Source organism: Blastococcus sp. Marseille-P5729 (genome assembly GCF_900292035.1).
In the GTDB taxonomy this organism is placed as follows: Bacteria; Actinomycetota; Actinomycetes; order Mycobacteriales; family Antricoccaceae; genus Cumulibacter.
The window spans coordinates 426,260-452,489 of the sequence record NZ_OMPO01000002.1 but is presented as its reverse complement, the minus strand read 5'-3'; the positions used below and the strand labels follow the sequence as shown (position 1 = coordinate 452,489).

The following is a 26,230-nucleotide window of genomic DNA, read 5'->3' as shown; positions in this document are numbered from 1 at the left end:
ATTTCGCGATCGCCCCGGCCAGCACACTGCAGGGCGCTCAGACCAGCTCGGTCTCTCGCTCGGACTTGTGGTCGGCGGCCTCCAGCTTCGCCAGTAGCTTGGTTCCCTCGACGTCCGCGTGCGGGATGGCCTTGTCCATCCACCGCGGTAGGTACCAGGCCTTCTCGCCGAGCAGCCGCATCACCGCCGGCACGATCGTCATCCGCACCACGAAGGCATCGAACATCACGCCGACCGCCAGCGCGAAGCCGATCGAGGCGATGATTGTGTCGGGCGCCATGATGAATCCCGCGAACACCGAGATCATGATGATTGCGGCTGCGGTGACCACCCGCGAGCCGGCCATGTAGCCGGTCGTCACGGCCTTGCGCGCCGGGAGACCGTGCGCGTGTGCCTCACGCATGCCCGAGACCAGGAACATCTCGTAGTCCATGGATAGGCCGAAGAGGATGCCGATCAGCAGCACCGGGAGGAAGCTGATGATGGGCGCCGGGGTGTCGACGCCGAAGATCCCCTGCAGCCAGCCGAGCTGGTAGACCGCGACGACGGCACCGAAGGACGCCGCGATCGACAGCAGGAAGCCCAGCACCGCCTTGATCGGCACAATGAGCGAGCGGAAGACGAAGAAGAGCAGGATGAGCGCCAGCCCGACGACGATCGCCAGGTAGATCGGGAGCGCGTCGGCCAGCTTCTGCGAGATGTCCATCTCGACCACGTTCAGGCCGGTCACCTCGACGTTCGCGCCGTTCTGCTCGCCGAGGTCGTCACTGACGGAGCGCAGCTCGTTCACCAGATCGACGGTGGCCTGGTCCGAGGCCCCGCTGCCGGGCACCACCTGCAGCACGTAGAACAACCCGTCCGGCGTCCCGGTGATCGCCTGGACCGACGCGACGTTCTCGACCCCGGCGATCTGGTCGATGTACGGCTTCATCACGGCGTCCGCCTTCGCCTGGTCGACGGCCATCTGGAGCATCTCGGGGGTTCCGTACTTCGCCAGCTGCGGGTTCTCGGCCGCCTGCTGCATGAGCTGCTGCTGCACCTGCGCCTCCACGCCGGCCGCGGTCTGCGGGTCCAGCAGCTGCGGCGAGTCGGGCTCGACCAGCAGGAGCAACGGGTTGTTGGCGCCCTCCCCGAATCCCTCGACGACGAGGTCGTAGGCCTGGCGCTTGCTGGTCTCTGGACCGGCGGTGCTGTCGGTCGGCAGCCCGAGGCGCAGCTGGGTAGCCGGGATCGCGATCAGGCCGAGCAGCAGGACGCCGCCGAGCAGCGCGACGAGCGGACGCCGGTCGATGAACCGGATCCACCGGTTCGGCGTGTGATGCTCCTCGGCCGCGATGGTCTGCCCGACCCGGGCCTCGATGTCCGTGCGCTCCTTCTTCGGCAGCACCCGGTAGCCCGCGAATCCGAGCAGCGCCGGCACCAGCGTGGTGGCGACGAGCACCGCCATGATGACGGTGAACGCGGACCCGAGACCCATGACGCCGAGGAAGGGGATGCCGACGACGGTCAGCGCGGCCAGCGCGATGATCACCGTGAGGCCCGCGAACACGACCGCGGTACCCGCGGTGGCGTTGGCCCGCGAGATCGACTCCTCGACCCCCAGGCCGCGGCGCAGCTGGTCGCGGTGCTTGGAGACGATGAACAGCGCGTAGTCGATACCGACCGCCATGCCGAGCATGAGGGCCAGGATCGGGGCGGTGTCGGACATCGTCACGAAGCCCGACACGATCAGGATCCCGCTGATCCCGATACCGAGACCGATCAGCGCAGTCAGCAGCGGCAGCCCGGCCGCCAGGATGGACCCGAAGGTGATCAGCAGGACGACCACGGCGATGGCCACGCCGATTCCCTCGGTCGAGCCGATCGCGGGCATCTGCTGGGCGGCCGCGCCACCGATCTCCGCGCGCAGCCCGTCGCCGTCGTTCTCACCGACCACCTTTTCGATCGACTCGAGCGTCGCGACCGGGATCGCGCCGATCTCGTCGGAGAACACGATCGTGATGTAGCCGATCGAGGGCTCGGTGGGCGAGATGCTCGTTCCGGGGATCGGCGGGGTCACCGAGGCGACGCCGTCCATCCCGGAGATCTCCGAGACCATCGCCTCGACCTGCGCGTCGTGCGCGGGGGTGGCCAGCGGGCCGTCCTCGGCCTGCAGGACCACGCGGCCGGTCGTGCCACCGGCGGCCGGGACCTTCTCGGTGAGCTTGTCCAGCGCGGTCTGCGACTGCAGTCCTGGAATCGAGAACTGCGGGCTGAACTTGCCCATGAGTAGACCGGCGGCGGTGGCCATGCCGATCAGCACCACGAGCCACGCGGCGAGCACGCCTTTGCGGTTGCGGTAGCAGAAGTGCCCGATGCGATAGAGGAGCGTTGCCACGGAGGTGGTCCTTTCGGAGATGTGCCGCAGGCGCGGGTGGGCGCGCGGTGTCCGGTTCGGTGGAGGCGGTTACGGGTGGGTGGCTTGGTGATAGCTGTGCAGGGCGCCGATGTGCGGGTCGAGCCAGGAGAGGTCGAGGATCTGCAGCGAGCTGGCGACCATCTCGGCCAACCGCTTGTGGCCGCCGCGGCCGCCGTCCGCCAACCAGCTCTCGACGCAGGTGTTGATGCACGTGCTGACGACGGCGACTGTCAACCACAGCCGGAGCCGGTCGATGCTGCCGTCACTGGCCGCGACGAGCCCGGCGACGACGTCCTCACACTGACGCTTCTCGGCCAGCGCGATGGCGGCCGCGACCTCCGGCTCGGTCTGGATCAGCTGGTGCACGCGCGCCAGATCGTCCCAGAAGGCCGGATCGGCCTTCTGAAAGGCCGCGGCCAGCCGTTCGCGCACGCCGCTGCCGTCGCTGGCCAGCAGCTCGGGAGCGATGTCGGCGAGAAAGCGGTCGTCGACCACGGCGGTGAAGCAGTCGGCCTTGGAGGGGAAGTAGTTCGAGAAGGTGCGTCGCGAGACCCCCGCGGCGGCGGCGATCTGCGCCACGGTCACGTTCGAATAGCCGCGCTCGGACGCGAGCCGCAGGGCGGCGTCCGCGATGGCGCGGCGGGTCTGCGACTTCTTCTCCTCGCGGAGCCCCAGTGTCCCGGTCACAGGAATCACCGTACCGACACATTGCACAATGGGCAAAATTGCCGCGTGTGCAATGTGCCACAGGAGGAAGTGGCGCCCCCGCGGCATCGCGTGCGGCAGACTGGACTGGTGAGCGTCCACCCACCATTGAGCCCCGGCATGGCCGTGCTCGACATCGATCTGGCAGCCCTGACCCACAACACGGCGACACTGCGCGCGCGGGTCGGCCGTCCGTTGATGGCCGTCGTCAAGGCCGATGGCTACGGCCACGGGATCGTGGAATCCGCCCGGGCAGCGCTCGCAGGTGGCGCCGACGCGCTCGGCGTCACAATTCTCGACGAGGCACGCACCCTTCGCGGGGCGGGGATCGAAGCCCGCGTCCTGTCGTGGCTGCACACCCCCGGGACCGACTTCGCCTGGGCGCTCGGTGCTGGCGTCGAGCTCGGGGTCTCCACGATCGAGGCGCTCGAGGCCATCGCGGACGCCGGTGACGGAGGCGTCGTCCACCTCAAGATCGACACCGGGCTGGGCCGGGCCGGCTGCCCGCCGGATCAGTGGCCGGCGCTCGTTGCCCGGGCCGCCGAGCTCGAGTCGGCGCGGCGGGTGCGGATCGCCGGCGTCTGGAGCCATTTCGCGTTCGCCGACGCGCCCGGCCACCCCACCGTCCAGGCCCAGATCACGGCCCTGCACGAGGCGGCCGAAGTGGCTCGCGCGTCGGGTCTGGACGGCTTCGCGCTGCACATCGCGAACTCCGCCGCGAGCCTGACCGACCCAGGTGCCTGGTGCGACATGGTGCGACCAGGGGTGTCGCTGTACGGGCTCGACCCGATGGGCGGCGACCCGAGCGAGTACGACCTGTGGCCCGCGATGCGCGCCAGCGCGCGGGTGCTGATGGTCAAGGAGGTCCCCGCCGGTACCGGCGTCTCCTACGGCCTCACCTACACGACATCGCGCGCCACCCGGCTCGCGGTGGTGCCCGTCGGGTACGCCGACGGCATCCCGCGCGCGGCCAGCGGGCGTGCACCGGTGACGATCGACGGCGTTCGATACCCGATCGCCGGCCGGGTGTGCATGGACCAGTTCGTCGTCGACGTCGGGGACGCGGACGTGCATGCCGGTGACGAGGTCGTGCTGTGGGGCGATGCGGCGTACGACGAGCCCACCGCGCAGGAGTGGGCGGACGCCGCCGGAACGATTCACTACGAGATCGTCGCGCGCGCCGGGGGACGCTTCGCCCGGCGCCACCATAACGACCTCCGAGGGAGAGCACATGGCTAAGCGCAACAAGACGCTCGCGCTGGTCGCGGGTGGTCTCGCGGGCGCGACCGCGGTGCTGAACACCGCGCGCGTCATCGCCGAGCGCGCGACCGTGCGGCGGCTGCACGAGCGGCCCGATCCCTACCGCGACATCGAGTTCGGCGCGCTGCCCAGCGACCGCCACTACACCGTGACCGCCACCGACGGCACCCCGCTGTACGTCGAGGAGGTCGGCCCGATGGATGCGCCGGTGACGGTCATCTTCGCGCACGGGTACACCCACGAGATGGGCAGCTTCCACTTCCAGCGCCTCGCGTTGAGCCAGAACACCGATCCCACGATGCGGCTGGTCTTCTTCGACCAGCGCTCGCACGGGCGCTCCGGGCATTCCGAGGCCGCCGACTGCACCATCGACCAGCTCGGCGCTGACCTGGAGCAGGTCGTCGAGGCGGCCAGCAACGAGGACGACAACGTGATCGTGGTCGGCCACTCGATGGGCGGCATGACGATCATGGGCCTGGCCGATCGCCGGCCCGGCCTGTTCGGCACCCGGATCGTCGGGGCGGTGCTGATGTCGACGTCCGCCGGCAATCTCATGGCCGCGATGCGAGCCAGCCTGCCCTCGACCCTGGTGCAGCGCGCGCTGCCAGCCCTGGCCCGCGGCGCCCGGTTCGCCCCGCGCTCGGTCGAGCGTGGTCGCCGGCTCACCGCCGACACGATCTGGCTGCTGATCCGCCGCTACGCCTTCGGCAGCGAGGGAGCGTCTGCGTCGCTGGCGGACTACGTCGATCGGATGGTCTCCTCGACCCCCTTGGACGTCGTCGCGGACTTCTACCCGACGCTCGCCGGGCACGACAAGGTGCAGGCGCTGGCCGCGCTCGCCAAGGCCGAGGTGCTGATTATCTGCGGCGACGAGGACAAGATGACGCCGTTGGAGCACAGCGAGTTGATCGCGAAGGAGATCCCGGCCGCGGACCTGTTCGTCGTTCCCGGCGCGGGCCACATGGCGATGATGGAGCAGCCCGAGCTGTGCAACGAGCAGGTGATCGGCTTCGTGCGGCGGGTGCTCTCGCCGAAGCGCAAGAAGAAGCCCGCGTGAGCCTGCCGTCCGCCTGCGCCGCGGCGACGCCCGATGAGCTTCAGGCCTTCGCCGCGCGGGTCGCCGATCGTCTGCGGGCTGGGGATCTGGTGATCCTGCGCGGACCCCTCGGTGCCGGGAAGACGACCTTCGCGCAGGGCATCGGCGCCGGCCTCGGCGTCCGCGAGCGGCTCACGTCGCCGACCTTCGTCATCGCTCGCGTGCACCACGGCCGGCTGCCCGTCGTCCACGTGGACGCCTACCGCATCGCCACCATCGACGAGCTCGAGGATCTGGGCCTGGACGCCGACCTCGACGCCTCGGTGACTCTCGTGGAGTGGGGCAGCGGCCTGGCCGAGGCGCTGTCGGCGGAGGGACACCTGCTTGTCGACATCGAGCGGGCCTCCGACCCTGACGACGAGACCCGGATCGTGCGGCTCGAGGCACACGGGCCACGATGGGACGAGACCATCGCAGGGGAGGGCGCGTGAGGCTGCTGGCCATCGACACGGCGACACCGCGGATCATGACCGGGGTCGTCGAGCTCGCGGACGGGACGCCGACCCAGCGGTCGGTGTCCTCCGAGACCGGGGCGACGGCGCACGCCGAGATCCTGGCGCCGTCGATCGAGCGGGTAGTACGCGAGGCCGAGCTCGCGATGGGCGACCTGGAAGGGATCGTCGCCGGCCTCGGACCGGGTCCGTTCACCGGGCTGCGAGTGGGCATCGTGACCGCCGCGGCGCTGGGTGACGCGCTGGAGATCCCCGCCTGGGGAGTGTGCTCGCTCGACGCGCTCGCGCCACGGGAGGGGCGCACCCTGGTCGTGACTGACGCCCGGCGCCGAGAGGTCTACTTTGCGGTGTATGAAGGGATCCAGCGGGTGGTCGGCCCGGAGGTCGCAGCAGCTGCCGATGCGCTCGCCGCGGCAGGCGAGGTCGACGCCGTGATCCACGCGGGCGCGGAGAAGTACCTCGACGAGCTGGCTGCGGCGGCCCCCGTACGGGAGGTCCTGCCGACCCCGGTCTCCCTGGTGGCCGCGGCGGTGCGCACCGGCGCGATCGACGTGCAGCCGACGCCGCTGCAACCCATATACATCCGTCGTCCGGACGCCGCCGAGCCCAAGGCCCGGCCGCGGCTCCACGTGACCGGCCCGAGTTGAGCCGATGACTGATGACGCCTACCGTGCGATGACGACGGCCGACCTGCCCGCCATCCTCGTGCTGGAGGATGAGCTGTTCGGATCGCAGGCGTGGACCGAGCAGATGCTGCGCGACGAGCTGGCCGACCCGGCGACCCGCTGGTACGTCGTCGCGGAGCAGGCAGGCGAGGTCGTCGGCTACGCGGGGCTCGCCGTGTTCGGCGACGAGGCGCACGTGATGACCATCGGAACCACGCTCGACCGGCAGGGCCAGGGCATCGGAAGGCGGCTGCTGCGGGCGCTGCTGGCCGAGGCCGAGCGGCGCGGCGCGGTTCGGGTCATCCTGGAGGTGCGGGTCGATAACGCTGCAGCCATCGGGATGTACGAGAGCGAGGGGTTTCAGACAGTGGGTCTGCGTAAGCGCTACTACCAGCCGGAGGACGTCGACGCGGCGGTGATGATCCGTGGCTGAGCTGCTCACCCGAGGCGGCTCGGCACCGCTGATCCTCGGCTTCGAGACTTCCTGCGACGAGACCGGTGTCGGGATCGTCCGGGGCGAGCAGCTGCTGGCCAACGAGATCGCCTCCAGCGTCGATCAGCATGCCCGCTTCGGCGGCGTCGTCCCCGAGGTGGCCTCCCGGGCGCACCTCGAGGCGATGGTCCCGACGGTGCAGCGGGCGCTGAAGCAGGCCGGGGTCACGCTGCATGACATCGACGCGCTCTCCGTGACCGGGGGGCCGGGCCTCGCTGGTGCGCTCCTGGTCGGCGCTGCCGCCGCGAAGGCATATGCACTGGCGATCGGGAAGCCGCTCTACGCGGTCAATCACCTCGCCGCCCACGTCGCGGTCGACATCGTGGAGCACGGGCCGCTGCCCGAACCGACCATGGCGCTGCTGGTCTCCGGCGGCCACTCGTCGATCCTGCAGGTCGACGACATCACCTCGTCCATCACGCCGCTGGGCGCGACGATCGACGACGCGGCGGGAGAGGCCTTCGACAAGGTCGCCCGCCTGCTGCAGCTGGGCTTCCCGGGTGGGCCGGCCATCGACCGGCTCGCGACACAGGGGGACTCCGCAGCGATCGGGTTCCCGCGGGGCCTCACCGGACCCGGCGACGCGCCGCTGGACTTCTCGTTCTCCGGCCTGAAGACGGCGGTCGCCCGCTGGGTGGAGGCCAAGCAGCGCGCCGGTGAGCCGATCCCCGTGGCGGACGTCGCCGCGTCCTTCCAGGAGGCGGTCGTCGACGTCCTGACCATGAAGACCATCAAGGCGTGCACCGAGCGCGGCGTCGAGCACCTGCAGATCGGCGGCGGCGTCGCGGCGAACTCGCGGCTGCGGGCGATGGCCCAGGAGCGCTGCGACCGCGCCGGCATCACGCTTCGGGTGCCGCGCGCCGGGCTGTGCACTGACAACGGCGCGATGGTGGCGGCCCTCGGGGCACAGCTGGTCGAGCGCGGCCTCGCGCCGTCCGACCTGGCCTTCTCGGCCACCAGCTATCTCCCCGTCGACGAGATCCGCCTCTGACCCCGGTGGTCGTCACTACGTCTCGCTCCGGCCACGGCCGCCGTCAGGCGGCGTGCGCCAGCAGCGCGACCACCCGGCCCGCGTGGGGGGACAGGATGACGACCAGCGGTGCGCCGGTACGCGAGCGAAGCCGGGGCAACAGTTGGCGCCGTAGCGCCGTCGGGTCGACGGTGACGCCGCGTTTCTTGATCACCAGGTCCGATGCGTCGATCGACGCCAGCCGGCGGGCCAGCGCCCGCTTCGACCAGGGGAGCTGGTCGACTACCCGGTAGCGATGCGCGAACGGGGTGTCGACAGCGAGATCGCTTGTGAGGTAAGCGATCCGTGGCTCAATGAGCCAGCCATCGAGGATCGCGGCGAGCTCGTCGACCACTTCCGCCTGGTTGACCGCACCATCCGGTTCGTAGACATAGCTGGCAACCGGGCCGGACGGCGTCCCGGCAACCGGCTCGGACGGCGTGCCGGTGGCCGGCTCCGACGAGAGATCGGAGCAGTCCCACGTGTCCCCGGCCGCCGAGCGCAGCAGCACGACTGCCCGCCGCGATCCCTTTGCTAGCAGGGGAGACCAGATGCTCGCCTCGACCACCGAGCGCCCATGCTCGGTCTGCGTCGAGACCCAGTCGGCGTCCCAACCGGCCGGGACGTCGTCCACCCCGAGCGAGGGCGACATCTTCGCCACGATCGGCACACCGGCGTCCGCGAGCTCAACGAGCACCGATAGCGGCGGTGTGCACTCCTCCGGGTCGAACAGCCGACGGCCGTTGCTCCGGCGCGCTGGATCGACGTACACCGCTGTGCCTTCGGCCCGCCCGATCTCACCGGAGTGCAGAAGCCCGATCGCATCGCCCTCAATGACGTGGACGCCGAACGGCTCGGCGTTGTGGCGCAGCACCTCGGCGACCAGGGGGTCGCGCTCGACGGCGGTGACCTGCAGCCCTGCCTCGGCGTACGCGATCGAGTCGGCTCCCAGACCCGCGCCGGCGTCCACCACCCGGGTGACCCCGGCGTCCAGGAGCCGCTGGGCGCGCACCGCCGACACCTCTGGACGGGACGCCTGCTCGAGGGAGTCGGGCAGCAGCAGCAGGTCGCCGGCCCGACCGCCCAGCTTGGCCGCTGCGCGCGGACGGAGCTGAGCCTGGGTCAGCACGGCCGCGGCGACCGGGGCATCGAGCGCCCTCCGCAGCCGGTTCACTACCGACAGCTCGTCAGCACCGGCGGCGAGCGCGGCGACAGCGGCATCGATGGCGGTACGCCCGTCGTCCGAGGCGAGCGCGCGCATGACCTCGAGGTCCACGGTCGTCCTCCTCCAGCGAACACACCCGGGTGGCACGTTTAGCACTCGGGGCGTTAGAGTGCTAACTGCATCTCGCGCCGACCCCCGCGACGGCGGCGTGAGCAGCAACTACTCAACTACAGCAAGCCAACAACCCCAGAGGGGGAGGTCAATTCATGGCAAAGGTGGCCATCAAGCCGCTTGAGGACCGCGTCGTCGTCCAGGCTAACGAGGCAGAGACCACGACCGCATCCGGTCTGGTCATTCCCGACACGGCGAAGGAGAAGCCCCAGGAGGGCACCGTCGTCGCCGTCGGACCCGGCCGCATCGATGACAAGGGCAACCGCGTGCCGATGGATGTCAAGGAAGGCGACGTCGTCATCTACTCGAAGTACGGCGGCACCGAGGTGAAGTACGGCGGCGAGGAGTACCTCGTCCTGTCGGCCCGCGATCTGCTGGCCATCGTCGAGAAGTAGTCCACTCGACTCGTAGATGTAAGAGCAGCCGCCCCGCTCCCGTACCGGGGGCGGGGCGGTCCGCTTTGATGGCGCACGCAGCGCCACGGAGGAGAACCACCACACATGGCAAAGATCGTTACCTTCGACACCGAGGCCCGCGGGGCGCTCGAGCGCGGCGTCAACGCGCTCGCGAACGCCGTCCGCGTCACCCTCGGCCCCGCCGGGCGCAATGTCGTGCTCGACAAGAAGTTCGGCGCCCCGACCATCACCAACGACGGTGTGACCATCGCCCGCGAGATCGAGCTCGAGGACGCCCAGGAGAACATGGGTGCCCAGCTGGTCAAGTCGGTCGCGGTCAAGACCAACGACATCGCCGGCGACGGCACCACCTCGGCCACCGTCCTCTCGCAGGCGATGGTCAAGGAGGGCCTGCGCAATGTCGCGGCCGGCGCCAACCCGGTGGAGCTCAAGCGCGGCATCGACAAGGCCGTCGAGGCCGTCACCGCCGAGCTCGACAAGATCGCGATCCCCGTCGAGGGCTCGCAGTCGATTGCGCACGTCGCGACCATCTCGGCACAGAGCGAGTCGGTCGGCCAGCTCATCGCCGAGGCGATGGAGCGGATCGGCACCGACGGCGTCATCACCGTCGAGGAGGGCTCCGGCATGGACACCGCCCTCGAGCTGACCGAGGGCATGCAGTTCGACAAGGGCTACATCTCGGCGTACTTCGTCAACGACCCCGACTCGATGGAGGCGGCCTTCGACGACGCCTACGTGCTGCTGCACCAGGGCAAGATCTCCACCGTGGCCGACCTGCTGCCGCTGTTGGAGAAGGTCGCGCAGTCGGGCAAGCCCCTGGTGATCATCGCCGAGGACGTCGACGGTGAGGCGCTGTCGACGCTCGTCGTGAACGCGATCCGCAAGACCTTCCAGGTCGTCGCGGTCAAGTCGCCGTTCTTCGGCGACCGGCGCAAGGCGTTCATGGAGGACCTCGCGGTCGTCACCGGCGGCCAGGTCATCGCGCCCGAGATCGGGCTGGACCTGAAGTCCGCCGACCTGTCTCTGCTTGGCCAGGCCCGTCGCGTCGTCGTCGACAAGGAGACCACCACCCTGGTCGACGGTGCCGGCGGTAAGGAGGCGGTCGAGGGCCGCACCGCGCAGCTGCGCCGCGAGATCGACGAGACCGACAGCGACTGGGACCGCGAGAAGCTCCAGGAGCGGTTGGCCAAGCTCGCCGGCGGCGTCGCCGTTATCAAGGTCGGCGCGGCCACCGAGGTCGAGATGAAGGAGAAGAAGCACCGCATTGAGGACGCCATCGCGGCGACCCGGGCTGCGGTCGAGGAGGGCGTCGTGATCGGCGGCGGCGCCGCGTTCGTGCACGCCGCCTCGGCGCTCGAGGGTGATCTCGGCGTGGACGGCGACACCAAGACCGGTGTGAAGGTCGTGCGCGAGGCGCTGTCGGCCCCGCTGTACTGGATCGCCCGCAACGCCGGCGCGGAGGGCTCGGTCGTCGTCGAGCACGTGCGCAAGGGTGCGAAGGGCCAGGGCTACAACGCCGCCACCCATGAGTACGCCAAGCTCGTGGACCAGGGCATCATCGACCCGGTCAAGGTCTCCAAGGCCGCGGTCGCGAACGCGGCGTCCGTGGCCGCGATGCTGCTGACCACGCAGTCCGCGGTCAGCGACGCACCCGAGCCGGAGGACGACGAGGCCGGTCATGGCCACGGCCATGGGCACGGCCACTAGCGAGTAGAACCCGGTCCTCGAGCGAGGAGGTCGCTCAGCGACCGACGACGCCGAGACGCGGTGAGACGACTTTGTTGCCTCACCGCGTCTCGGCGTTTCGATGTCTCGGCGGCGCCGCCCTCGCGCTGCGCTCGTTCGACCGGCCAGTGGGGCGTCCCAGAAATGGCTCGCACCACACGTTCGTCGACGAGCGTGCACCCTCACCGGGCAACCATGGCTGGGACACGCCACTAGTTCATCGGCAGGTCGCTGGGGTCGGCGTTCGCCCCGCACACGACGACGACCGTGCCGCCGTCCGGCGCCACTTCCACCTGGCCCTCCAGCACGGCGGCCAGCGCGACGACGCCGCCGAGCTCGGCCGCGATCCGGCACTCGCGCCACAGCAGCTCGCGGGCGGTGAGCACCGTGGCGTCGTCCACCACCACCGGGCGGGCGCGCGCGGCCCGCATCGCCGCCCACGCGATCTCACCGATCCGGCTGGCGCCCAGCGAGTCGGAGGCCAGCCCGCGCGGCGTGATGTCCACAGGGCCGCCCGCGTCGTACGCCGCGGCGTACGACGCGGAGCCGACAGGCTCGGCCGCCACCAGCTGCGTCGACTCGCCGAACCAGGCGCACGCTCCGCCCATCAACCCACCTCCGCCGACGGCGACCACCAGCGACGAGACCTCAGGCACCTGCTCGCTGATCTCCCTGGCCATCGTCGCCTGGCCGGTGACGGTCGCAGGCGAGTCGTAGGCGTGGACCGCCAGTGCACCCGGCTGGGCGGCGGCGCTCAGGCTCGCCTCGTAGGCATCGGCGTACCGTTGGCCGTGCTGCCGGACGTCGGCGCCCCACGCCCGCAGCCGGGACACCTTCGCCGCCGGCGCCGTCTGCGGCACGAACACTTGGGTCGGGATGCCGAGCCGGCGCCCGGCGTACGCCACCGCGAGGCCATGGTTGCCGCCGGATGCCGCCACGAGGGTGGCCGGCGTGGTCGCTGTGGTCAGCACGTTGGTGAACGCGCCGCGTGGCTTGAAGCTGCCGGTGTGCTGCAGCTGCTCGAGCTTGAGGGTGATCGCCCCGCGCGACGGCAGGTCGAGCCGTAGCACCGGCGTGCGCCGGACATAGCGCTCGATCAGCTGTGCTGCGTGCTCGATCCGTTCTCTGGTAGGGATCTGGACGTCGACCATCGCGCACCTCCGGTGGGACCGCGTCAGTCTACGCGGGGCGCGGAGGGATCGTGCCGAGGCCGAGTCGCTACGGTGGGGACATGGACAGCGCGGTTCGGCAGAAGTGGCGTCTGGGCGCCGAGCTGGGCGCGCGCGGCCTCTACGGACAGGCCGAGGCGGTCGCCAGCGAGCTGCTGGCCGATGAACGGATCAGTGTCCGGTCGTTGGGCGCCGCCCTGGTGGCCAGCCACCGCAGGGAGCTGGGTGACTACGGGTGCGCCCGCTTCCACGACGACCAGGCGCTGCGCTTGTGGCACCGCGCTGGCACGCCGGCCGACTGGCCGTACGTCGATCTGCTGATCAATCGCGCAGCGGACTCGATCGGCCTCGGTGAGCTCGGCGACGCCGAGCACTGGCTCTCGCTCGCCGACCGGTTCGCTGAGCATGGCGATGCCCGGACGACGGTGCGCCAGGGCTGGGTCCGTGCCGACCTCGCGCTCGCGCGGCAGGACCCCCAGGGGGCGCTGCAGGCGCTCGACGAGCTCGACCTGCCGCTCGCCCGGCTCCGCAGCCCCCGGCACCGGATCAAGACCCGACTGCTGCGCGGCGTCGTCCTTGACCGTCTCGGCGAGACCGGTGCCGCGCGTGAGGAGCTGTGCCGGGTGCTCACCGCGGCGAGCAAGGATGGCTGGGGCGCGATCGTGTGGCCGGCCGCACTCGCGCTGCGCCGGCTCGAGACCGATCCGGAGCGCCGTGAGAGCTGCCTGCAGACGGCGCGTGAGGTGATCGCGACCATCCGCCTGGATCTGCATCCGGCCCGGGCCGCCGCCTTCCTGAAGACCCTCCCCGACGAGCTCAGGACCCCGGCGGAACAGCCCCTCACCTGACCTGCGGTGGGTTACGACTCGCTAACCCCTCCCTGCGGTGGGTTTCGACTCGCTATAGCGAGGTGAGACGTACCGCAGGTGGGCGGATGGGTCACCGGCGGCGGTGGCCCATCTCGCTCACCGCGTCGGCGTATCCACTCGCGTAGTCCCAGGTCACGAACTCCTCGGGGCGAGGATCGAACGGCGGCTCGTGCACGTGCGACTGGTCGTGCTGCAGCATGTTGACGAGGTTCGAGCGCATGATCTCCCATGCGTAGTAGTGCACCTCGCTGCAGCCCGCGCAGTCCATGCAGATGCCGCGGACGCCGCGGGGCTCAAGCAGCCGCTGGAACTCCTCGAGGTCCTGCAGGTCCTCGACGACGAGCTTGCGCTCCTCGTCGGACAGCGGCTCGGGAGCCTCCTCGTCGAGCTCGCCGGCCGGGTCGTCGTGCCCGTCGAAGGGGTCGAGCGGGGCGAGCTGCGCAAACAGCTCCCGAGCGATCTGCTCCTCGCGTTCGCGATCGTCGTCGTGGTTCTGCTGCACCCCACCAGACTAGCCGTAGACCGCCGACGGTGCGGGATGGTCTCCGGCTGCCTGTGGGCAACTGCACGCGGGGTCACAATGCCCGGCCGCAGTACGATGAACCTCTTGCAGGAATCACCCGCAGGCCCGCACCGCATCGGTGCCGCACCCGGAGGAAGAATGGCTGAGAAGTTCGTCCCGATTGGTCTGACCTTCGACGATGTGCTGCTGGTCCCGGCAGCCTCGGACTTCGTCCCCAGCGAAGCGGACACCTCGACTCGGCTCTCACGCAACATCGAGCTGTGCATCCCGCTGCTGTCGGCTGCGATGGACACCGTCACCGAGGGCCGGATGGCGATCGCCATGGCGCGCCAGGGCGGCCTCGGCGTGCTGCACCGCAACCTCTCGATCGAGGACCAGGTCCGCGAGGCCGAGCGGGTGAAGCGATCCGAGGCGGGCATGGTCTCCGACCCGGTCGCCTGCAGTCCCGAGAACACTCTGTCCGAGGTCGATGCGATGTGCGGCCGGTACCGGATCTCCGGCCTGCCGGTGGTGGACGACGAGGGCGTCGTCGTCGGCATCATCACCAACCGCGACATGCGCTTCGAGACCGACATGCAGCGCAAGGTCAGCGAGGTGATGACTGGCAAGGCCGACCTGGTCACGGCCCCGGTCGGCGTGGACGGCGACGAGGCGCTGCGGCTGCTGCACACCAACAAGATCGAGAAGCTCCCGCTGGTGGACCAGGCCGGCAAGCTGGCCGGGCTGATCACCGTCAAGGACTTCATCAAGCGCGAGAAGTACCCGAACGCGGCGAAGGATGACCAGGGGCGGCTGCGGGTCGGCGCCGCGGTCGGCGTCGGCGACGAGCAGTACACCCGCGCCTGTGCACTGGCCGAGGCCGGGGTCGACGTCCTCATGGTGGACGCCGCCCACGGCCACGCCCGCGCCGTCGTCGAGATGGTCGCCCGGCTCAAGAAGGAGCTCGACTGCGACATCGTCGGCGGCAACGTCGTCACCGCCGAGGGCGCCAAGGCGTTCATCGAGGCGGGCGCGGACGGCGTGAAGGTCGGTGTCGGCCCCGGCTCGATCTGTACGACCCGCGTCGTCGCCGGCGTCGGGATGCCCCAGATATCTGCGATCCACAACGTCGCCTCCGTCGCGGGGCCTGCCGGGGTGCCGCTCATCGCGGACGGCGGCATCCAGCACTCCGGCGACATCGCCAAGGCGATCGCGGCCGGCGCGGACGCCGTCATGCTGGGCTCGCTGTTCGCGGGTGTCGCCGAGAGCCCCGGCGAGCTGATCTTCGTCAATGGCAAGCAGTACAAGTCCTACCGCGGCATGGGATCGCTGGGCGCGATGCAGTCCCGCGGCGAGGGTCGCTCGTACTCCAAGGACCGCTATGCGCAGGACGATGTCCTCTCCGACGACAAGCTGGTTCCCGAGGGCATCGAGGGCCAGGTCGCCTTCCGCGGACCGCTGCAGGCAGTCGCCTACCAGCTCGTCGGCGGGCTCCGGGCCGGCATGGGCTACGCCGGCACGCCTACCGTCCCGGAGCTGAAGGAGCGCGGCCAGCTGGTCCAGATCACCGCTGCCGGTCTGATCGAGTCGCACCCGCACGACATCCAGATGACCGTCGAGGCGCCCAACTACGCCAGCCGCCGCTAGTAGCCGGCGCCCGAAGGAAAGCGAACACGCATGCGCGACTACTCCCAGATCGGAATCGGCCGAGAGGCTCGACGCGGCTACCACCTCCGCGACATCTCAATCGTGCCGACCCGCCGCACGCGGGACGCCGACGACGTGTCGACCGCGTGGCGGCTGGACGCCTTCCGCTTCGACATCCCGATGATCGCCGCGCCCAGCGACGCGACGATGAGCCCGTCGACCGTGGCGATGGTCAACGCCGCGGGCGGGCTCGGCGTGCTGAACGCCGAGGGCCTGTGGACCCGTTACGGCGATCCGAGCGAGGTGTACGAGCGGATCGCGGCCGCCGCCGAGGCCGACGCGACCGCGCTCCTGCAAGAGGTCTACGCCCAGCCCGTCGATCAGGACCTGGTCGCTGAGCGGATCCGCGAGCTGCGCGCCGGCGGTGGCACGGTCGCCGTCCGCGTCTCTCCGCAGCACACCGAAGCCCTTGCGCCGGTGATCCTGTCGGCCGGCGTCGACCTGCTGGTGATCCAGGGCACGATGGTCTCCGCCGAGCACGTGAGCACCGAGGGAGGCGAGCTGAACCTCAAGGAGTTCATCGCCGACCTCGACGTCCCGGTGGTCGTCGGCGGCGCGCTGAACTACCAGACCGCGCTGCATCTGATGCGCACCGGCGCCGCGGGCGTGATCGTCGGCCTGGGCACCAGCCGCTACTCCAGCAGCACCGACGTCCTCGGGATCGACGCGCCGATGGCCACCACCATCATCGACGCCGCCGCGGCCCGCCGCGACTATCTCGACGAGACCGGCGGCCGGTATGTGCACATCATCGCCCACGGCGACATCGAGAGCGCCGGTGACATCGCTCGTGCGATCGCCTGCGGCGCGGACGCCGTCATGCTGGGCACCATGCTGTCGGCGGCTGAGGAGGCGCCCGGCGGGGGAGCGTGGTGGGAGCCGGCGGCCAGCCACCCCGACCTGCCGCGCGGGCACTACGCGGCCGCGCCGTACGAGCGCAGGGTCCCGATGGAGCGGGTGCTGCGTGGGCCGGCGGACCGGCCGGACGGCACCCAGAACGTCTTCGGCGCGCTGCGCCGCGCGATGGCCAAGTGCGGCTACAACGAGCTGAAGGACTTCCAGCGGGTGGAGCTCATGCTGGCAGAGAGCGAGCAGCGGTGAGCGCGGCCGGCGACCGCAGGGTCGAGCTCGACGGCGCGCTGAACGCCCGCGACCTCGGCGGCATCCAGACCGGGGACGGACGTCGGGTCCGCGAAGGTCTGGTGTACCGGATGGACAGCCCGCAGTTTCTCACCGAGGCCGGCGCACGGCAGCTGCTCGACGAGCGCGGGCTGCGCACGATCGTAGACCTGCGCTACCCGCGCGAGTCGACCGAGGAGGGCATCGGGCTGCTGGCGGTCGACCACGTCGTCCACGTCAACATCCCGATCGCCAGCAGCGAGCGGCAGACCGCTCCCGGCCTGCGCGAGATGCTTGAGGCCGCGGCCGGCCGCCCGATGGACGAGGTGCGCGCCGAGTACTACCGCGGGTACTTCACCACCGCGGACGGCGCGGCCATCGTCTCGGCGATCAGCGAGCTGTTGCGCCCCAACGCGCTGCCGGCGCTGATCCACTGCGCCGCCGGCAAGGACCGCACCGGCTCGGTGGTCGCGGTGCTGCTGTCCGCGCTCGGGGTGCCCGACGACGCCGTGATCGAGGACTACGCCGCCTCGGACCCGGCGGTCGCGGCCATCATCCAGCGACTGCACGCTCTGGGTACCTACACCGAGATCGACCAGTCGAGCGTGGCGCTGCAGGCCAGCAAGCCCGAGACGATGCGGCTGCTGCTGGACTGGATCCAGGAGAGCTACGGCGGCGCGCGCCAGTTCCTGCTCGACCGTGGCCTGAGCGAGAGCGACCTGGACCGCCTCGCCGACCTCCTGCTGACCGACCCCGAGTGAGGCATCCCGTGACCGACAGCCCCAACCCGGCCGAGGACCTCGAGCTCGTCCTCGTGGTCGACTGCGGTGCCCAGTACGCCCAGCTGATCGCCCGGCGGGTGCGTGAGGCCCGCTGCTACAGCGAGATCGTGCCGCATTCGATCACCGCGCAGCAGATCCGCGAGAAGGACGCCAAGGCGATCATCCTCTCCGGCGGACCGGCCAGCGTGTACGCCGAGGGCGCGCCGCGCATCGATCCGGAGATCTTCGAGCTCGGCGTCCCGGTGCTCGGCATCTGCTACGGCTTCCAGGCGATGGCACAGACCCTCGGGGGCACGGTCGCGCACACCGGCGGATCGGAGTTCGGCCGCACCGACCTGAGCGTCGTCGAACCACACTCGACGATCTTCGACGGCGCTCCCGCCCACCAAGAGGTGTGGATGTCGCACAGCGACGCGGTCGTCGACCCGCCGCCGGGGTTCACCGTCACCGGCCGGACGCCGGGCGCGCCGGTCGCCGCCTTCGAGAACCTCCAACGGCGGCTGTTCGGGGTGCAGTACCACCCGGAGGTCATGCACTCGACCTACGGGCAGCAGCTGCTGGAGTCCTTCCTGCACACCGCAGCGCGACTGCGCGCCGACTGGACCATGGGCGCGGTCGTCGAGGCGCAGGTAGAGCAGATCCGGGACCTCGTCGGGGATGCGCACGTGATCTGCGCGCTGTCCGGCGGCGTCGACTCGGCGGTCGCGGCCGCCCTGGTGCGACGCGCGATCGGTGACCAGCTGCACTGCGTGCTGGTCGACCACGGGCTCATGCGCAAGGGCGAGGTCGAGCAGGTCAAGCACGACTTCGAGGCCGCCACAGGCGCCGACCTGCGGGTCATCGACGCCTCCGAGCGGTTCCTCGCCGACCTCGCGGGCGTCACCGACCCCGAGCAGAAGCGCAAGACCATCGGCGCGGACTTCATCCGCATCTTCGAGCAGGCCGAGCGCGACATCCTCGACGAGGTCCGGCACGAGGGCGGCCGGGTCGGCTTCCTCGTGCAGGGCACCTTGTACCCGGACGTCGTCGAGTCCGGCGGCGGGGAGGGCGCGGCCAACATCAAGAGCCACCACAACGTCGGCGGCCTTCCGGAGGACCTCGAGTTCGAGCTGATCGAGCCGCTGCGCACCCTGTTCAAGGACGAGGTGCGCAAGGTGGGCATGGAGCTGGGGCTGCCGGAGAACCTGGTCTGGCGCCAGCCCTTCCCGGGGCCGGGCCTGGCGCTGCGGATCATCGGCGAGGTCACCCGCGAGCGCCTGGACATCCTGCGCGAGGCCGACCAGATCGTGCGCGACGAGCTGACGGCCGCGGGCCTGGACCGGCAGATCTGGCAGTGCCCGGTCGTGCTGCTGGCCGACGTCCGGTCGGTGGGCGTGCAGGGTGACGGCCGCACCTACGGCCACCCGGTCGTCCTACGGCCGGTCACCAGCGAGGACGCGATGACCGCGGACTGGGCCCGGCTGCCCTACGAAGTGCTGGCACGGGTGTCGAACCGGATCACCAACGAGGTGCGCGAGATCAACCGGGTCACCCTCGACATCACCAGCAAGCCGCCGGGCACCATCGAGTGGGAGTGACCAGCGTCCCCCGGTCCTAGACCGGGGTCCCCGGTCCTAGAGCAGACCCGAGCACCTAGAGCAGACCCGAGCAGGACGCGGTCGCCGCGATGGGTTCGAACTGCTCGTCGGTGAGCTCGTCGGTCGCGGTGAGGAAGGCCTCGACCGGCACTCCCAGTGAGGTGACGACGTCCGCGGCGGTGTCCCGCGGAGAGCCGATGGCGCCGTTGCCGCTGGCCTGGGTCGAGTCCGCAGTCTCGGCGACGTCCGTCAGCAGCTGATCGTGCACCGCGGCGACCGACTCGTCGGACGGTGCCGGGAGCTCGCCGAGGGTCGTGCTCAGATCGGACAGCAGCTCACCGGCTTCGCGCTGCATGTCCTTGGCGGCCTCGGCCGAGAACGCGCCACCCGTGGCGGCCGCGGCCTTCGTGGCCTCGGCCTTCAGAGGCATCGCGGCGGTCTCGTAGGCGGTCAGCTGCTGGCACACCCCGTCGGCCCACGCGCCGGTCTCGACGGCCTCGGTGGCGGTGCCGCTCTGCGGTCCGGAGCCGTCCGCGTCGGCCTCGTCGTCCGAGCCAGAGCTGGTGACCAGCCAGACCACCAGCGCGATCACCGCTGCGGCGGCGATGCCGGCGATCAGCCACGGCACGGACGACGGCCGATGGGGTGCATCGCTCGATGCCGGGGCGCTCGGCGGGCCGGACGGCGGGCGGCCGGGCGCCCCGGACGCAACGGAGTGTCCGGGACGGTCGTGCCGGTCGGGCCGGGAGAGCTCGGGCCCGGGGGTGGCGGGCGGCGGGTGGTTCGGCCGGCCCCGGTGACGGCGGTCGAGGTGCGCTGGTGTCCGGTCCGGTCCAAGGCGCGATCGGCGTCCGCCAGCACCCGGTCCGGATCGTCGAGCCCGGTGTCGCCGTGCCGCTCGGGCTCATCGAACGCTCCAGCGTCGCCGTCTCGCAGTTCGTCGGCGTCCGCGCGGTGGGATGCCGGGATCTCGCGAGTGCCGTCCCGATCGGTAGCCGGCTCGGTGGCTGGGCTCTGCGGCTGCGCCGCTGCCGGATCGACCTCGCGGGGCACCTTCCCGCTGTCGGGGTCGAAGCGGAATCGCCGCAGCTGGGGGAGCTGCGAGTCGTCACTCGGCGGCTGGGCAGACATCGGGGCACCTCGGCGGGTCGTTCGGGCTGGCGTCCTCTGCGACGTAGGTTAGCCACCGGCCCGTTCCGCCGGGCACCCGGGCGGCGTCGCTACATGCGCCCGCGGGAGATCTTCAGCAGCAGCATCGCCAGCGGAGTGCCCTGCGCGCCGAGCCGGCGAGCGAACTTGGCGAGGATCTGGTTCTCGCGCGACAGCGAGAGGCGGGGTCCGCCGACGGCGGCGCGGAGGGCCCCGACATTGCGGGAGAGCGCGACGCGCTCGTCGATGAGCCGGATGATGGCGTCGTCGACCGCGTCGATCTGGTCGCGCAGCACGGTGATCTTGTGCGCGGCCTCCTCCTCGGTGACCACCCGGGTGGGACGGGTCCGGGAGGCGGCCGGCTCGGTGGCGGTCGGGAGCGTGGTCGTGGTCATGTTGTCAGTCCTTCGATCGAGATGCTCTCACCACGCCCCAGGAACGAACGAGCGCCCTGGCCGTGGCCAGAGCGCTGGGTGGGGGTCGGGGCGGTACGCCGACTAGACCTCTTCACCAGGAGCCGTGGCCGGCGTCCCATAGAAGAAGCCCGTAACGAAGCGGGTGCCCGTTGCAGTCACGTCGCCAGCATAACCGAGCCGCTGCGCGTCGGCACACCCGCGTACCCTGAACGGGCGATGTCCGACTCACAGATCCCCGATCCGCAGCTTCCCCCCGAGCAGCCCGACGAGGCGTTGTTCGCCGTCCCCGCGCAGGCGCCGGCAGAGCGGATCGATCCCGACGACCCGCTGCTGATCGACCTCAACCCGCAGCAGCGGGAGGCCGTGGTCCACTCCGGCGGGCCGCTGCTGGTCGTCGCCGGAGCCGGGTCCGGCAAGACCCGCGTGCTCACCCGCCGAATCGCCTGGCTGCTCGATCGTCGCCAGGTCTCACCGGGCTCGATCCTGGCGATCACCTTCACCAACAAGGCCGCGGGTGAGATGAAGGAACGGGTGGCCGCCATGGTCGGCGGCCGCGCCCGGTCGATGTGGGTGTCGACCTTCCACTCGGCGTGCGTGCGGATTCTTCGGGCCGAGGCCAAGACGATCGGGATGAAGTCGTCCTTCACCATCTATGACCAGGCCGACGCGCAGCGACTGATGACCTTGGTGGCGCGCGATCTCGACATCGATCCCAAGCGCTTCCCGCCGCGCCGACTGCTGGCGACCGTCGGCAACGCCAAGAACGAGCTGATCGACTACGAGACCTTCAAGGCCAAGGCCGAGTCCTCGGTGCAGAAGGTCGAGGCTGAGGCGTACGAGCTCTATCAGCGCCGGCTGCGCGAGGCGAACGCCTTCGACTTCGACGACCTCATCATGCAGACGGTGTTCCTGCTGCAGGCCTTCCCGGCCACCGCCGAGCACTACCGGCGCCGGTTCCGGCACATCCTGGTCGATGAGTACCAGGACACCAATCACGCCCAGTACATGCTGATCCGCGAGCTCGTCGGCGCCGGCGAGGACGACATCCCGCCGGCTGAGCTGTGTGTGGTCGGCGATGCCGACCAGTCCATCTACGCCTTCCGCGGCGCGACCATCCGCAATATCGAGGAATTCGAGCGCGACTACCCGCAGGCGCGCACCGTCCTGCTCGAGCAGAACTACCGCTCCACCCAGAACATCCTGACTGCCGCCAACTCGGTCATTTCGAAGAACGTCGATAGGCGCGTCAAGCGCCTGTGGAGCGACGCCGGCGACGGCGAGCGGATCGACGGCTATGTCGCCGAGAACGAGCACGACGAGGCGGCATGGATCGCGCGGCAGATCGACGAGATCACCGACGCGGGCACGCACCGTCTCGACGACATCGCGATCTTCTACCGCACCAACAACTCCAGCCGCGTGTTCGAGGAGATCTTCATCCGGGTCGGGCTGCCCTACAAGGTCGTCGGCGGGGTGCGCTTCTACGAGCGCAAGGAGATCCGCGACGCGTTGGCCTACCTGAAGTACCTGAACAACCCGGCGGACGTCGTCAGCCTGCGCCGCATCCTGAACACCCCCAAGCGCGGCATCGGCGACCGCGCCGAGGCGTGCATCGAGGCGCTGTCGTCGCGGGAGCGGATCAGCTTCACCGACGCGCTCTACCGGGTCGAGGAGGCGCCGGCGATCAACCCGCGCGCCGTCAAGCTGATCGGGGAGTTCAACGAGCTCATCGACGGGCTGCGGGGGCTGGCCGAGTCCGGCGCGGGACCGTCGGCGGTGCTCGAGGCGATTCTCACCCGCACCGGCTATGTCGCCGAGCTCGAGGACAGCGAGGACCCGCAGGATGCCAGCCGGGTCGACAACCTCAACGAGCTCGTCGCGGTGGCCGCCGAGTTCGAGGTGCTGCACCCCGAGGGAAGCATCGACGAGTTCCTCGAGCGGGTCAGCCTGGTCGCCGACGCCGACCAGCTGCCCGACGCGGACGCCGACCCGGCCGACAAGGCATTCGTCACGCTGATGACGCTGCACACCGCCAAGGGCCTGGAGTTCCCCGTCGTGTTCCTCTCGGGCATGGAGGACGGTCTGTTCCCACACCTGCGTTCGCTGGGCGAGCCCAAGGAGCTCGAGGAGGAGCGGCGCCTGGCCTACGTCGGGCTCACCCGTGCGCAGCGCAAGCTCTTCCTCACCCGGTCGGTGGTGCGCGGCCAGTGGGGCCAGCCGGCGTACAACCCGCCCTCCCGGTTCCTCGACGAGGTGCCCGACGAGCTGATCGACTGGTCGCACGCCTCGTCGATCAGCTCGATCCACGACCGCAAGCCGGTGGGCCGGGGCACGACCTACGGCGCGACCGGCGGCGCCGGGGGAGGAGTCGGGCTCAGCCGCGGCGGCCTGCGCGGCGCGAAGAAGCCGGCTCCGTTGCTGGTGCTGGAGGTCGGTGACCGCGTCACGCATGATTCGTTCGGCATGGGAAAGGTCGTCGGCAGTCGCGGCGAGGGCGACCGCCAGCAGGTCGAGGTCGACTTCGGCGACGGGCCGCCGAAGTGGCTGATGCTGCGCTACGCCTCCGGAGCGATGGAGAAGCTGTAAGCCTCGTTCCGGATGCCTTGTGGACAACTGGGAATCCGTCGGCCCGATCTGGCACAGTCCAGCTGCAACCCCGATCCGGAGGTAGAGACCGTGGGCAAGAACAACAAGGCGCGCCGCGCCGCCAAGGCCAAGCAGCGCGCGAAGCGCGCGGCACGTCAGTCCGCGGGCGGGGGATCGCCGTACAGCGGGGGATCGCCGTACGGCGAGCACTTCGCCGGGTTCGGACCCGGCCTCGGTGCTCCGCCGTCCGCCAGCGAGCGGCAGCACGACCGAGCCGCGGCGCTGTGGCAGCAGGCCATCCAGAACCCCGAGCCCACCCATCCGGCCGTCCGGCGGGCGATCGAGCAGCTGACGACCCTGCCGGCCGCCATCGCCGACCAGGCGGCGCAAGAGCTGCTCATCGACGTCGTCGACCGCGCGTGGTCGCTCGGCTGGCAGCCGGTTGAGCTCGTCCGGCAGGTCCGCCGCAAGACCAACGCGGGCACGGCCGCGCTGGTCGAGCTCGCGATCCACGCCGACGATCAGGAGCGGGCCGGGCAGCCGATCGATCCGCGGTGGGCCGGGCAGGTGCGCCAGCTCGGCCAGCAGCACGAATCGATCCGCGGGGGCTGGCTCGGCCGGTGGCGCGAACGGGCTGGACTCGACCGGTTCGACAGTTACCTGACGGTCAAACGGGCATTTGAAGGGCTGTTCGTCATCCCGCGCCTGGAGGTGTTGATCCCGCCCCCGGGCCGACCCGACCTGGTGGTCACGATCGGCGCCCCGGAGCGCACCGGGTCGGGCGATCCGATCCTCGAACGGATCCGCAAGCTGCTGTCGAAGGCCGAGAGCACCGAGTTCGAGGAGGAGGCGAGCAGCCTCACCGCCAAGGCGCAGGAGCTGATGACCCGGCACGCGATCGACGAGGCGCTGCTGGCCGCCGACGACGACCCGGCGTCCGGCGTCCGTATCGTCCGGATTCCGGTCGACGCGCCGTACGCCGACGCCAAGGCGACGCTGCTCGGAGTGGTGGCCGCGGCCAATCGGGCGCGGGCGATCCACCTGAAGGGGATCGACCTGTGCAGCGTGCTCGGGAGCTCGGACGCTCTTGCGGTAACCGAGCTGCTGTTCACCTCGTTGCTGGTGCAGGCCCAGAACGCGCTGGCGCACGAGTCGGCCGGCGCCGCCGGTGCCGCCCGCCGCCGCACCCGCAGCGCCTCGTATCGCGCGTCCTTCTATGCCGCCTTCGCGTCCCGGATCGGGGAGCGGCTGTCGGTCGCCAACGACGAGGTGGTCGGTGAGGCGGGCAGCGCCGCGCTCGTGCTGAGCCGCCAGGTCGACGCGGTCGACGAGGCGGTCGAGGAGCTGTACGGCGGGACGCTCGAGTCCTCGCGCATCCGCGGCGCCTATGACTACGCCGGGTTTGCTCACGGCCGGCAAGCCGCGGATCGCGCGCGGCTCCGGTCGGGTGAGCTGCGGGAGGCGTGAGCATCACCGCCTGGGTGTGATGATCGCCGCCACGTCGCTGCGCTGCGCAACCAGAGGGCTGGCGCGTACGTTGCTACCGTTCCCGAGGAAACCCCGAAGGAGTCGATTCGTTGACCTCACCAGGCGAGAGCAAGCGCGAGCGGCCTACCGTCGTACGACGTTCCCGCCCCCAGCAGCGCGCCGGGCAGCAGCCTGCCGCCGGGCAGCAGCCCGCCGTCCCGTCGGCGCGCAAGAAGCGCCCGGCCCAGACCGTCCGGACGAAGCCGGCCCGGCAGGGCAGCACCAACCCGGCCCAGGACACGTCGCCGGCGCGGCGTGCGGGTGCGCGTCGGCGACCGGCCGCCGACGCCCCGACGCTTGAGCTGGGGATGTACACCTCCCGCCAGCCCGTCGACGGGCCGGGCCGCGGTCTGATGGGAGGCGCCGGGCTGCTCGCCGCGCTCGGCTCGGTCCTGGTCGTGGTGGCCGACTACCTGCCGTTCATCGTGCTGGACGGCGAACGGGTCGCGCCGACGATGAACATCTGGTCGGTCCTCGCGCAGCTGCTGATCCTTGCCGCCGGGGTCGGCGCCGGCGTCCTGCTGCTCACCGGCCGCGGAGGACGCGTCGGCCTCGCCCTGCTCGCGCCGATCGCCGTCCTGGCGCCGGCGCATCTGCTGCAGGCGTTCCACGCCGGGGCCAGCCCCCGCTCGCACGCGGTCGTCGAGTACTACTTCGGCGAGCTGCACACGACCCTGACGATGCAGCCCGAGATCGGCCGCACGGTCGCGATCGCCGGCTGGGCGCTGCTGGCGGTGGCTGGCGTCCTGGCCGCGATCGCGTGGCGGCACGTCGCCGAGCGTGACCTGCTGCCCCTGGACGCCGGCCAGCGCGGACCCGCCGGCGCCGCCGGCCTCGCCGTCCTGCTCGCCGTCACCGCCTATCTCGTGCCGCTCGGGATCACCCGCATCGAGAAATACACCGACCCCAGCGGTCTGGTGCTGACCCGCGCGCAGGTGGATCCCAAGAGCGTCCTCGGCGTGAGCGGGTTCGGGTTGATCGCCGGCCTCGTGCTGCTGGCCTCCTGGGTGGTCGCCGGTGCGATCGTCGGTTCGATGGCCAGCCGGGTCACCCTGGTCGCCGCCCTCGGCGGTCTGGCCGCTGTCCTGCTCTACAGCGCGTTCACCAACGCCCGCGACACCACCGCGAGCGCCGAGCTCACCCCCGGCCCGCGGCTGTACCTCCTGCTCGCGGCGGGTCTGGTCGCGGCTGCCGCCGCCGGCTACTCGGCCACAGTTCGAGCTGGCGCTGCCCGCCGGTTACGCTCAGAGGAACCTGACCCGTCCTTCTAGA

General features: G+C 70.8%; 24 protein-coding genes. 16 read left to right on the top strand and 8 right to left on the bottom strand.

Features of this window, described 5'->3' with window-relative positions; all coding sequences use genetic code 11:
* Window positions 1-37: 37 nt before the first annotated feature.
* Both DAA40_RS10615 and DAA40_RS16445 read right to left on the bottom strand, forming a co-directional pair.
* Window positions 38-2,377, bottom strand: coding sequence for an MMPL family transporter (locus tag DAA40_RS10615; protein WP_106849695.1), 2,340 nt, complete (start codon window positions 2,375-2,377; stop codon window positions 38-40).
* A gap of 69 nt (window positions 2,378-2,446) precedes the next feature.
* A complete protein-coding gene (locus DAA40_RS16445; protein ID WP_234356340.1) occupies window positions 2,447-3,085 on the bottom strand; it encodes a TetR/AcrR family transcriptional regulator in 639 nt (212 codons plus the stop codon).
* Between the two features lie 108 nt (window positions 3,086-3,193).
* On the opposite strand from DAA40_RS16445, the gene alr reads away from it, so the two are divergent.
* Genes alr through tsaD form a run of 6 tightly spaced genes read left to right on the top strand, consistent with a single transcriptional unit; the run spans window position 3,194 to window position 8,060 of the window.
* Window positions 3,194-4,342, top strand: coding sequence for an alanine racemase (alr, locus tag DAA40_RS10605; RefSeq protein WP_234356339.1), 1,149 nt, complete (start codon window positions 3,194-3,196; stop codon window positions 4,340-4,342).
* Complete coding sequence (locus tag DAA40_RS10600; protein WP_158716379.1) at window positions 4,335-5,420, top strand: alpha/beta fold hydrolase; 1,086 nt, start codon at window positions 4,335-4,337, stop codon at window positions 5,418-5,420. The genes alr and DAA40_RS10600 overlap by 8 nt, the downstream gene beginning before the upstream one ends.
* The gene (tsaE, locus tag DAA40_RS10595; RefSeq protein ID WP_106849692.1) at window positions 5,417-5,890 is read left to right on the top strand and encodes a tRNA (adenosine(37)-N6)-threonylcarbamoyltransferase complex ATPase subunit type 1 TsaE; all 474 of its coding nucleotides are present in this window, start codon (window positions 5,417-5,419) and stop codon (window positions 5,888-5,890) included. The genes DAA40_RS10600 and tsaE overlap by 4 nt, the downstream gene beginning before the upstream one ends.
* Window positions 5,887-6,558, top strand: a complete 672-nt coding sequence (tsaB, locus tag DAA40_RS10590; RefSeq protein WP_199849701.1) for a tRNA (adenosine(37)-N6)-threonylcarbamoyltransferase complex dimerization subunit type 1 TsaB — start codon at window positions 5,887-5,889, stop codon at window positions 6,556-6,558. The genes tsaE and tsaB overlap by 4 nt, the downstream gene beginning before the upstream one ends.
* A 4-nt stretch (window positions 6,559-6,562) precedes the next feature.
* The gene (gene rimI / locus DAA40_RS10585) at window positions 6,563-7,009 is read left to right on the top strand and encodes a ribosomal protein S18-alanine N-acetyltransferase (protein ID WP_106849690.1); all 447 of its coding nucleotides are present in this window, start codon (window positions 6,563-6,565) and stop codon (window positions 7,007-7,009) included.
* A complete protein-coding gene (gene tsaD / locus DAA40_RS10580) occupies window positions 7,002-8,060 on the top strand; it encodes a tRNA (adenosine(37)-N6)-threonylcarbamoyltransferase complex transferase subunit TsaD (RefSeq protein ID WP_199849700.1) in 1,059 nt (352 codons plus the stop codon). Before rimI ends, tsaD begins: the two co-directional genes overlap by 8 nt.
* A gap of 43 nt (window positions 8,061-8,103) precedes the next feature.
* Here tsaD and DAA40_RS10575 read toward each other — a convergent pair whose 3' ends face one another.
* On the bottom strand, window positions 8,104-9,354 hold the full coding sequence (locus tag DAA40_RS10575; protein WP_106849689.1) for a class I SAM-dependent methyltransferase: 1,251 nt from the start codon (window positions 9,352-9,354) through the stop codon (window positions 8,104-8,106).
* A gap of 155 nt (window positions 9,355-9,509) precedes the next feature.
* On the opposite strand from DAA40_RS10575, the gene groES reads away from it, so the two are divergent.
* Together groES and groL are read left to right on the top strand one after the other, a co-directional pair.
* Window positions 9,510-9,809: a co-chaperone GroES gene (gene groES / locus DAA40_RS10570; protein ID WP_106849688.1), complete on the top strand. Its 300-nt coding sequence runs from the start codon at window positions 9,510-9,512 to the stop codon at window positions 9,807-9,809.
* Between the two features lie 105 nt (window positions 9,810-9,914).
* Entirely contained in the window at window positions 9,915-11,537 is a 1,623-nt protein-coding gene (groL, locus tag DAA40_RS10565) for a chaperonin GroEL (protein ID WP_106849687.1), read from the top strand.
* 230 nt (window positions 11,538-11,767) lie between these two features.
* Here groL and DAA40_RS10560 read toward each other — a convergent pair whose 3' ends face one another.
* Window positions 11,768-12,706 (bottom strand): serine/threonine dehydratase, encoded by a 939-nt coding sequence (locus DAA40_RS10560; protein WP_106849686.1) that lies wholly within the window; start codon window positions 12,704-12,706, stop codon window positions 11,768-11,770.
* Window positions 12,707-12,786: 80 nt separating this feature from the next.
* Here DAA40_RS10560 and DAA40_RS10555 point away from each other — a divergent pair, with 80 nt between their 5' ends.
* Window positions 12,787-13,572 carry a hypothetical protein gene (locus tag DAA40_RS10555; RefSeq protein ID WP_106849685.1) on the top strand — a complete coding sequence of 262 codons (786 nt, stop codon included), beginning with the start codon at window positions 12,787-12,789 and terminating at the stop codon, window positions 13,570-13,572.
* A gap of 91 nt (window positions 13,573-13,663) precedes the next feature.
* Here the strand turns inward: DAA40_RS10555 and DAA40_RS10550 are convergent, their stop codons facing one another.
* The gene (locus tag DAA40_RS10550; RefSeq protein WP_234356338.1) at window positions 13,664-14,095 is read right to left on the bottom strand and encodes a DUF5319 family protein; all 432 of its coding nucleotides are present in this window, start codon (window positions 14,093-14,095) and stop codon (window positions 13,664-13,666) included.
* Window positions 14,096-14,254: 159 nt separating this feature from the next.
* Between DAA40_RS10550 and guaB the strand changes: the two genes are divergently transcribed.
* Genes guaB through guaA form a run of 4 tightly spaced genes read left to right on the top strand, consistent with a single transcriptional unit; the run spans window position 14,255 to window position 19,280 of the window.
* Window positions 14,255-15,742, top strand: coding sequence for an IMP dehydrogenase (gene guaB, locus DAA40_RS10545; protein WP_106849684.1), 1,488 nt, complete (start codon window positions 14,255-14,257; stop codon window positions 15,740-15,742).
* Window positions 15,743-15,772: 30 nt separating this feature from the next.
* Window positions 15,773-16,903 carry a GuaB3 family IMP dehydrogenase-related protein gene (locus DAA40_RS10540; protein WP_106849683.1) on the top strand — a complete coding sequence of 377 codons (1,131 nt, stop codon included), beginning with the start codon at window positions 15,773-15,775 and terminating at the stop codon, window positions 16,901-16,903.
* A complete protein-coding gene (locus DAA40_RS10535; RefSeq protein ID WP_158716378.1) occupies window positions 16,900-17,682 on the top strand; it encodes a tyrosine-protein phosphatase in 783 nt (260 codons plus the stop codon). The genes DAA40_RS10540 and DAA40_RS10535 overlap by 4 nt, the downstream gene beginning before the upstream one ends.
* Window positions 17,683-17,690: 8 nt before the next feature.
* The gene (gene guaA / locus DAA40_RS10530) at window positions 17,691-19,280 is read left to right on the top strand and encodes a glutamine-hydrolyzing GMP synthase (RefSeq protein WP_106849681.1); all 1,590 of its coding nucleotides are present in this window, start codon (window positions 17,691-17,693) and stop codon (window positions 19,278-19,280) included.
* 55 nt (window positions 19,281-19,335) lie between these two features.
* Here the strand turns inward: guaA and DAA40_RS10525 are convergent, their stop codons facing one another.
* From DAA40_RS10525 to DAA40_RS10515, 3 genes are all read right to left on the bottom strand, one after another.
* Entirely contained in the window at window positions 19,336-19,908 is a 573-nt protein-coding gene (locus tag DAA40_RS10525; protein WP_106849680.1) for a hypothetical protein, read from the bottom strand.
* Complete coding sequence (locus tag DAA40_RS10520) at window positions 19,896-20,411, bottom strand: hypothetical protein (protein ID WP_106849679.1); 516 nt, start codon at window positions 20,409-20,411, stop codon at window positions 19,896-19,898. The genes DAA40_RS10525 and DAA40_RS10520 overlap by 13 nt, the downstream gene beginning before the upstream one ends.
* An 89-nt stretch (window positions 20,412-20,500) precedes the next feature.
* Window positions 20,501-20,824, bottom strand: a complete 324-nt coding sequence (locus tag DAA40_RS10515) for a chorismate mutase (protein WP_106849678.1) — start codon at window positions 20,822-20,824, stop codon at window positions 20,501-20,503.
* A 237-nt stretch (window positions 20,825-21,061) separates the two neighbouring features.
* Here DAA40_RS10515 and pcrA point away from each other — a divergent pair, with 237 nt between their 5' ends.
* The 3 genes from pcrA (at window position 21,062) to DAA40_RS10500 (ending at window position 26,229) form a co-directional block, all read left to right on the top strand.
* Complete coding sequence (gene pcrA / locus DAA40_RS10510) at window positions 21,062-23,431, top strand: DNA helicase PcrA (RefSeq protein ID WP_106849677.1); 2,370 nt, start codon at window positions 21,062-21,064, stop codon at window positions 23,429-23,431.
* Window positions 23,432-23,521: 90 nt separating this feature from the next.
* On the top strand, window positions 23,522-24,898 hold the full coding sequence (locus DAA40_RS10505) for a DUF2786 domain-containing protein (protein ID WP_106849676.1): 1,377 nt from the start codon (window positions 23,522-23,524) through the stop codon (window positions 24,896-24,898).
* A 110-nt stretch (window positions 24,899-25,008) separates the two neighbouring features.
* Window positions 25,009-26,229 carry a hypothetical protein gene (locus DAA40_RS10500; protein WP_106849675.1) on the top strand — a complete coding sequence of 407 codons (1,221 nt, stop codon included), beginning with the start codon at window positions 25,009-25,011 and terminating at the stop codon, window positions 26,227-26,229.
* Window position 26,230: the final 1 nt, after the last annotated feature.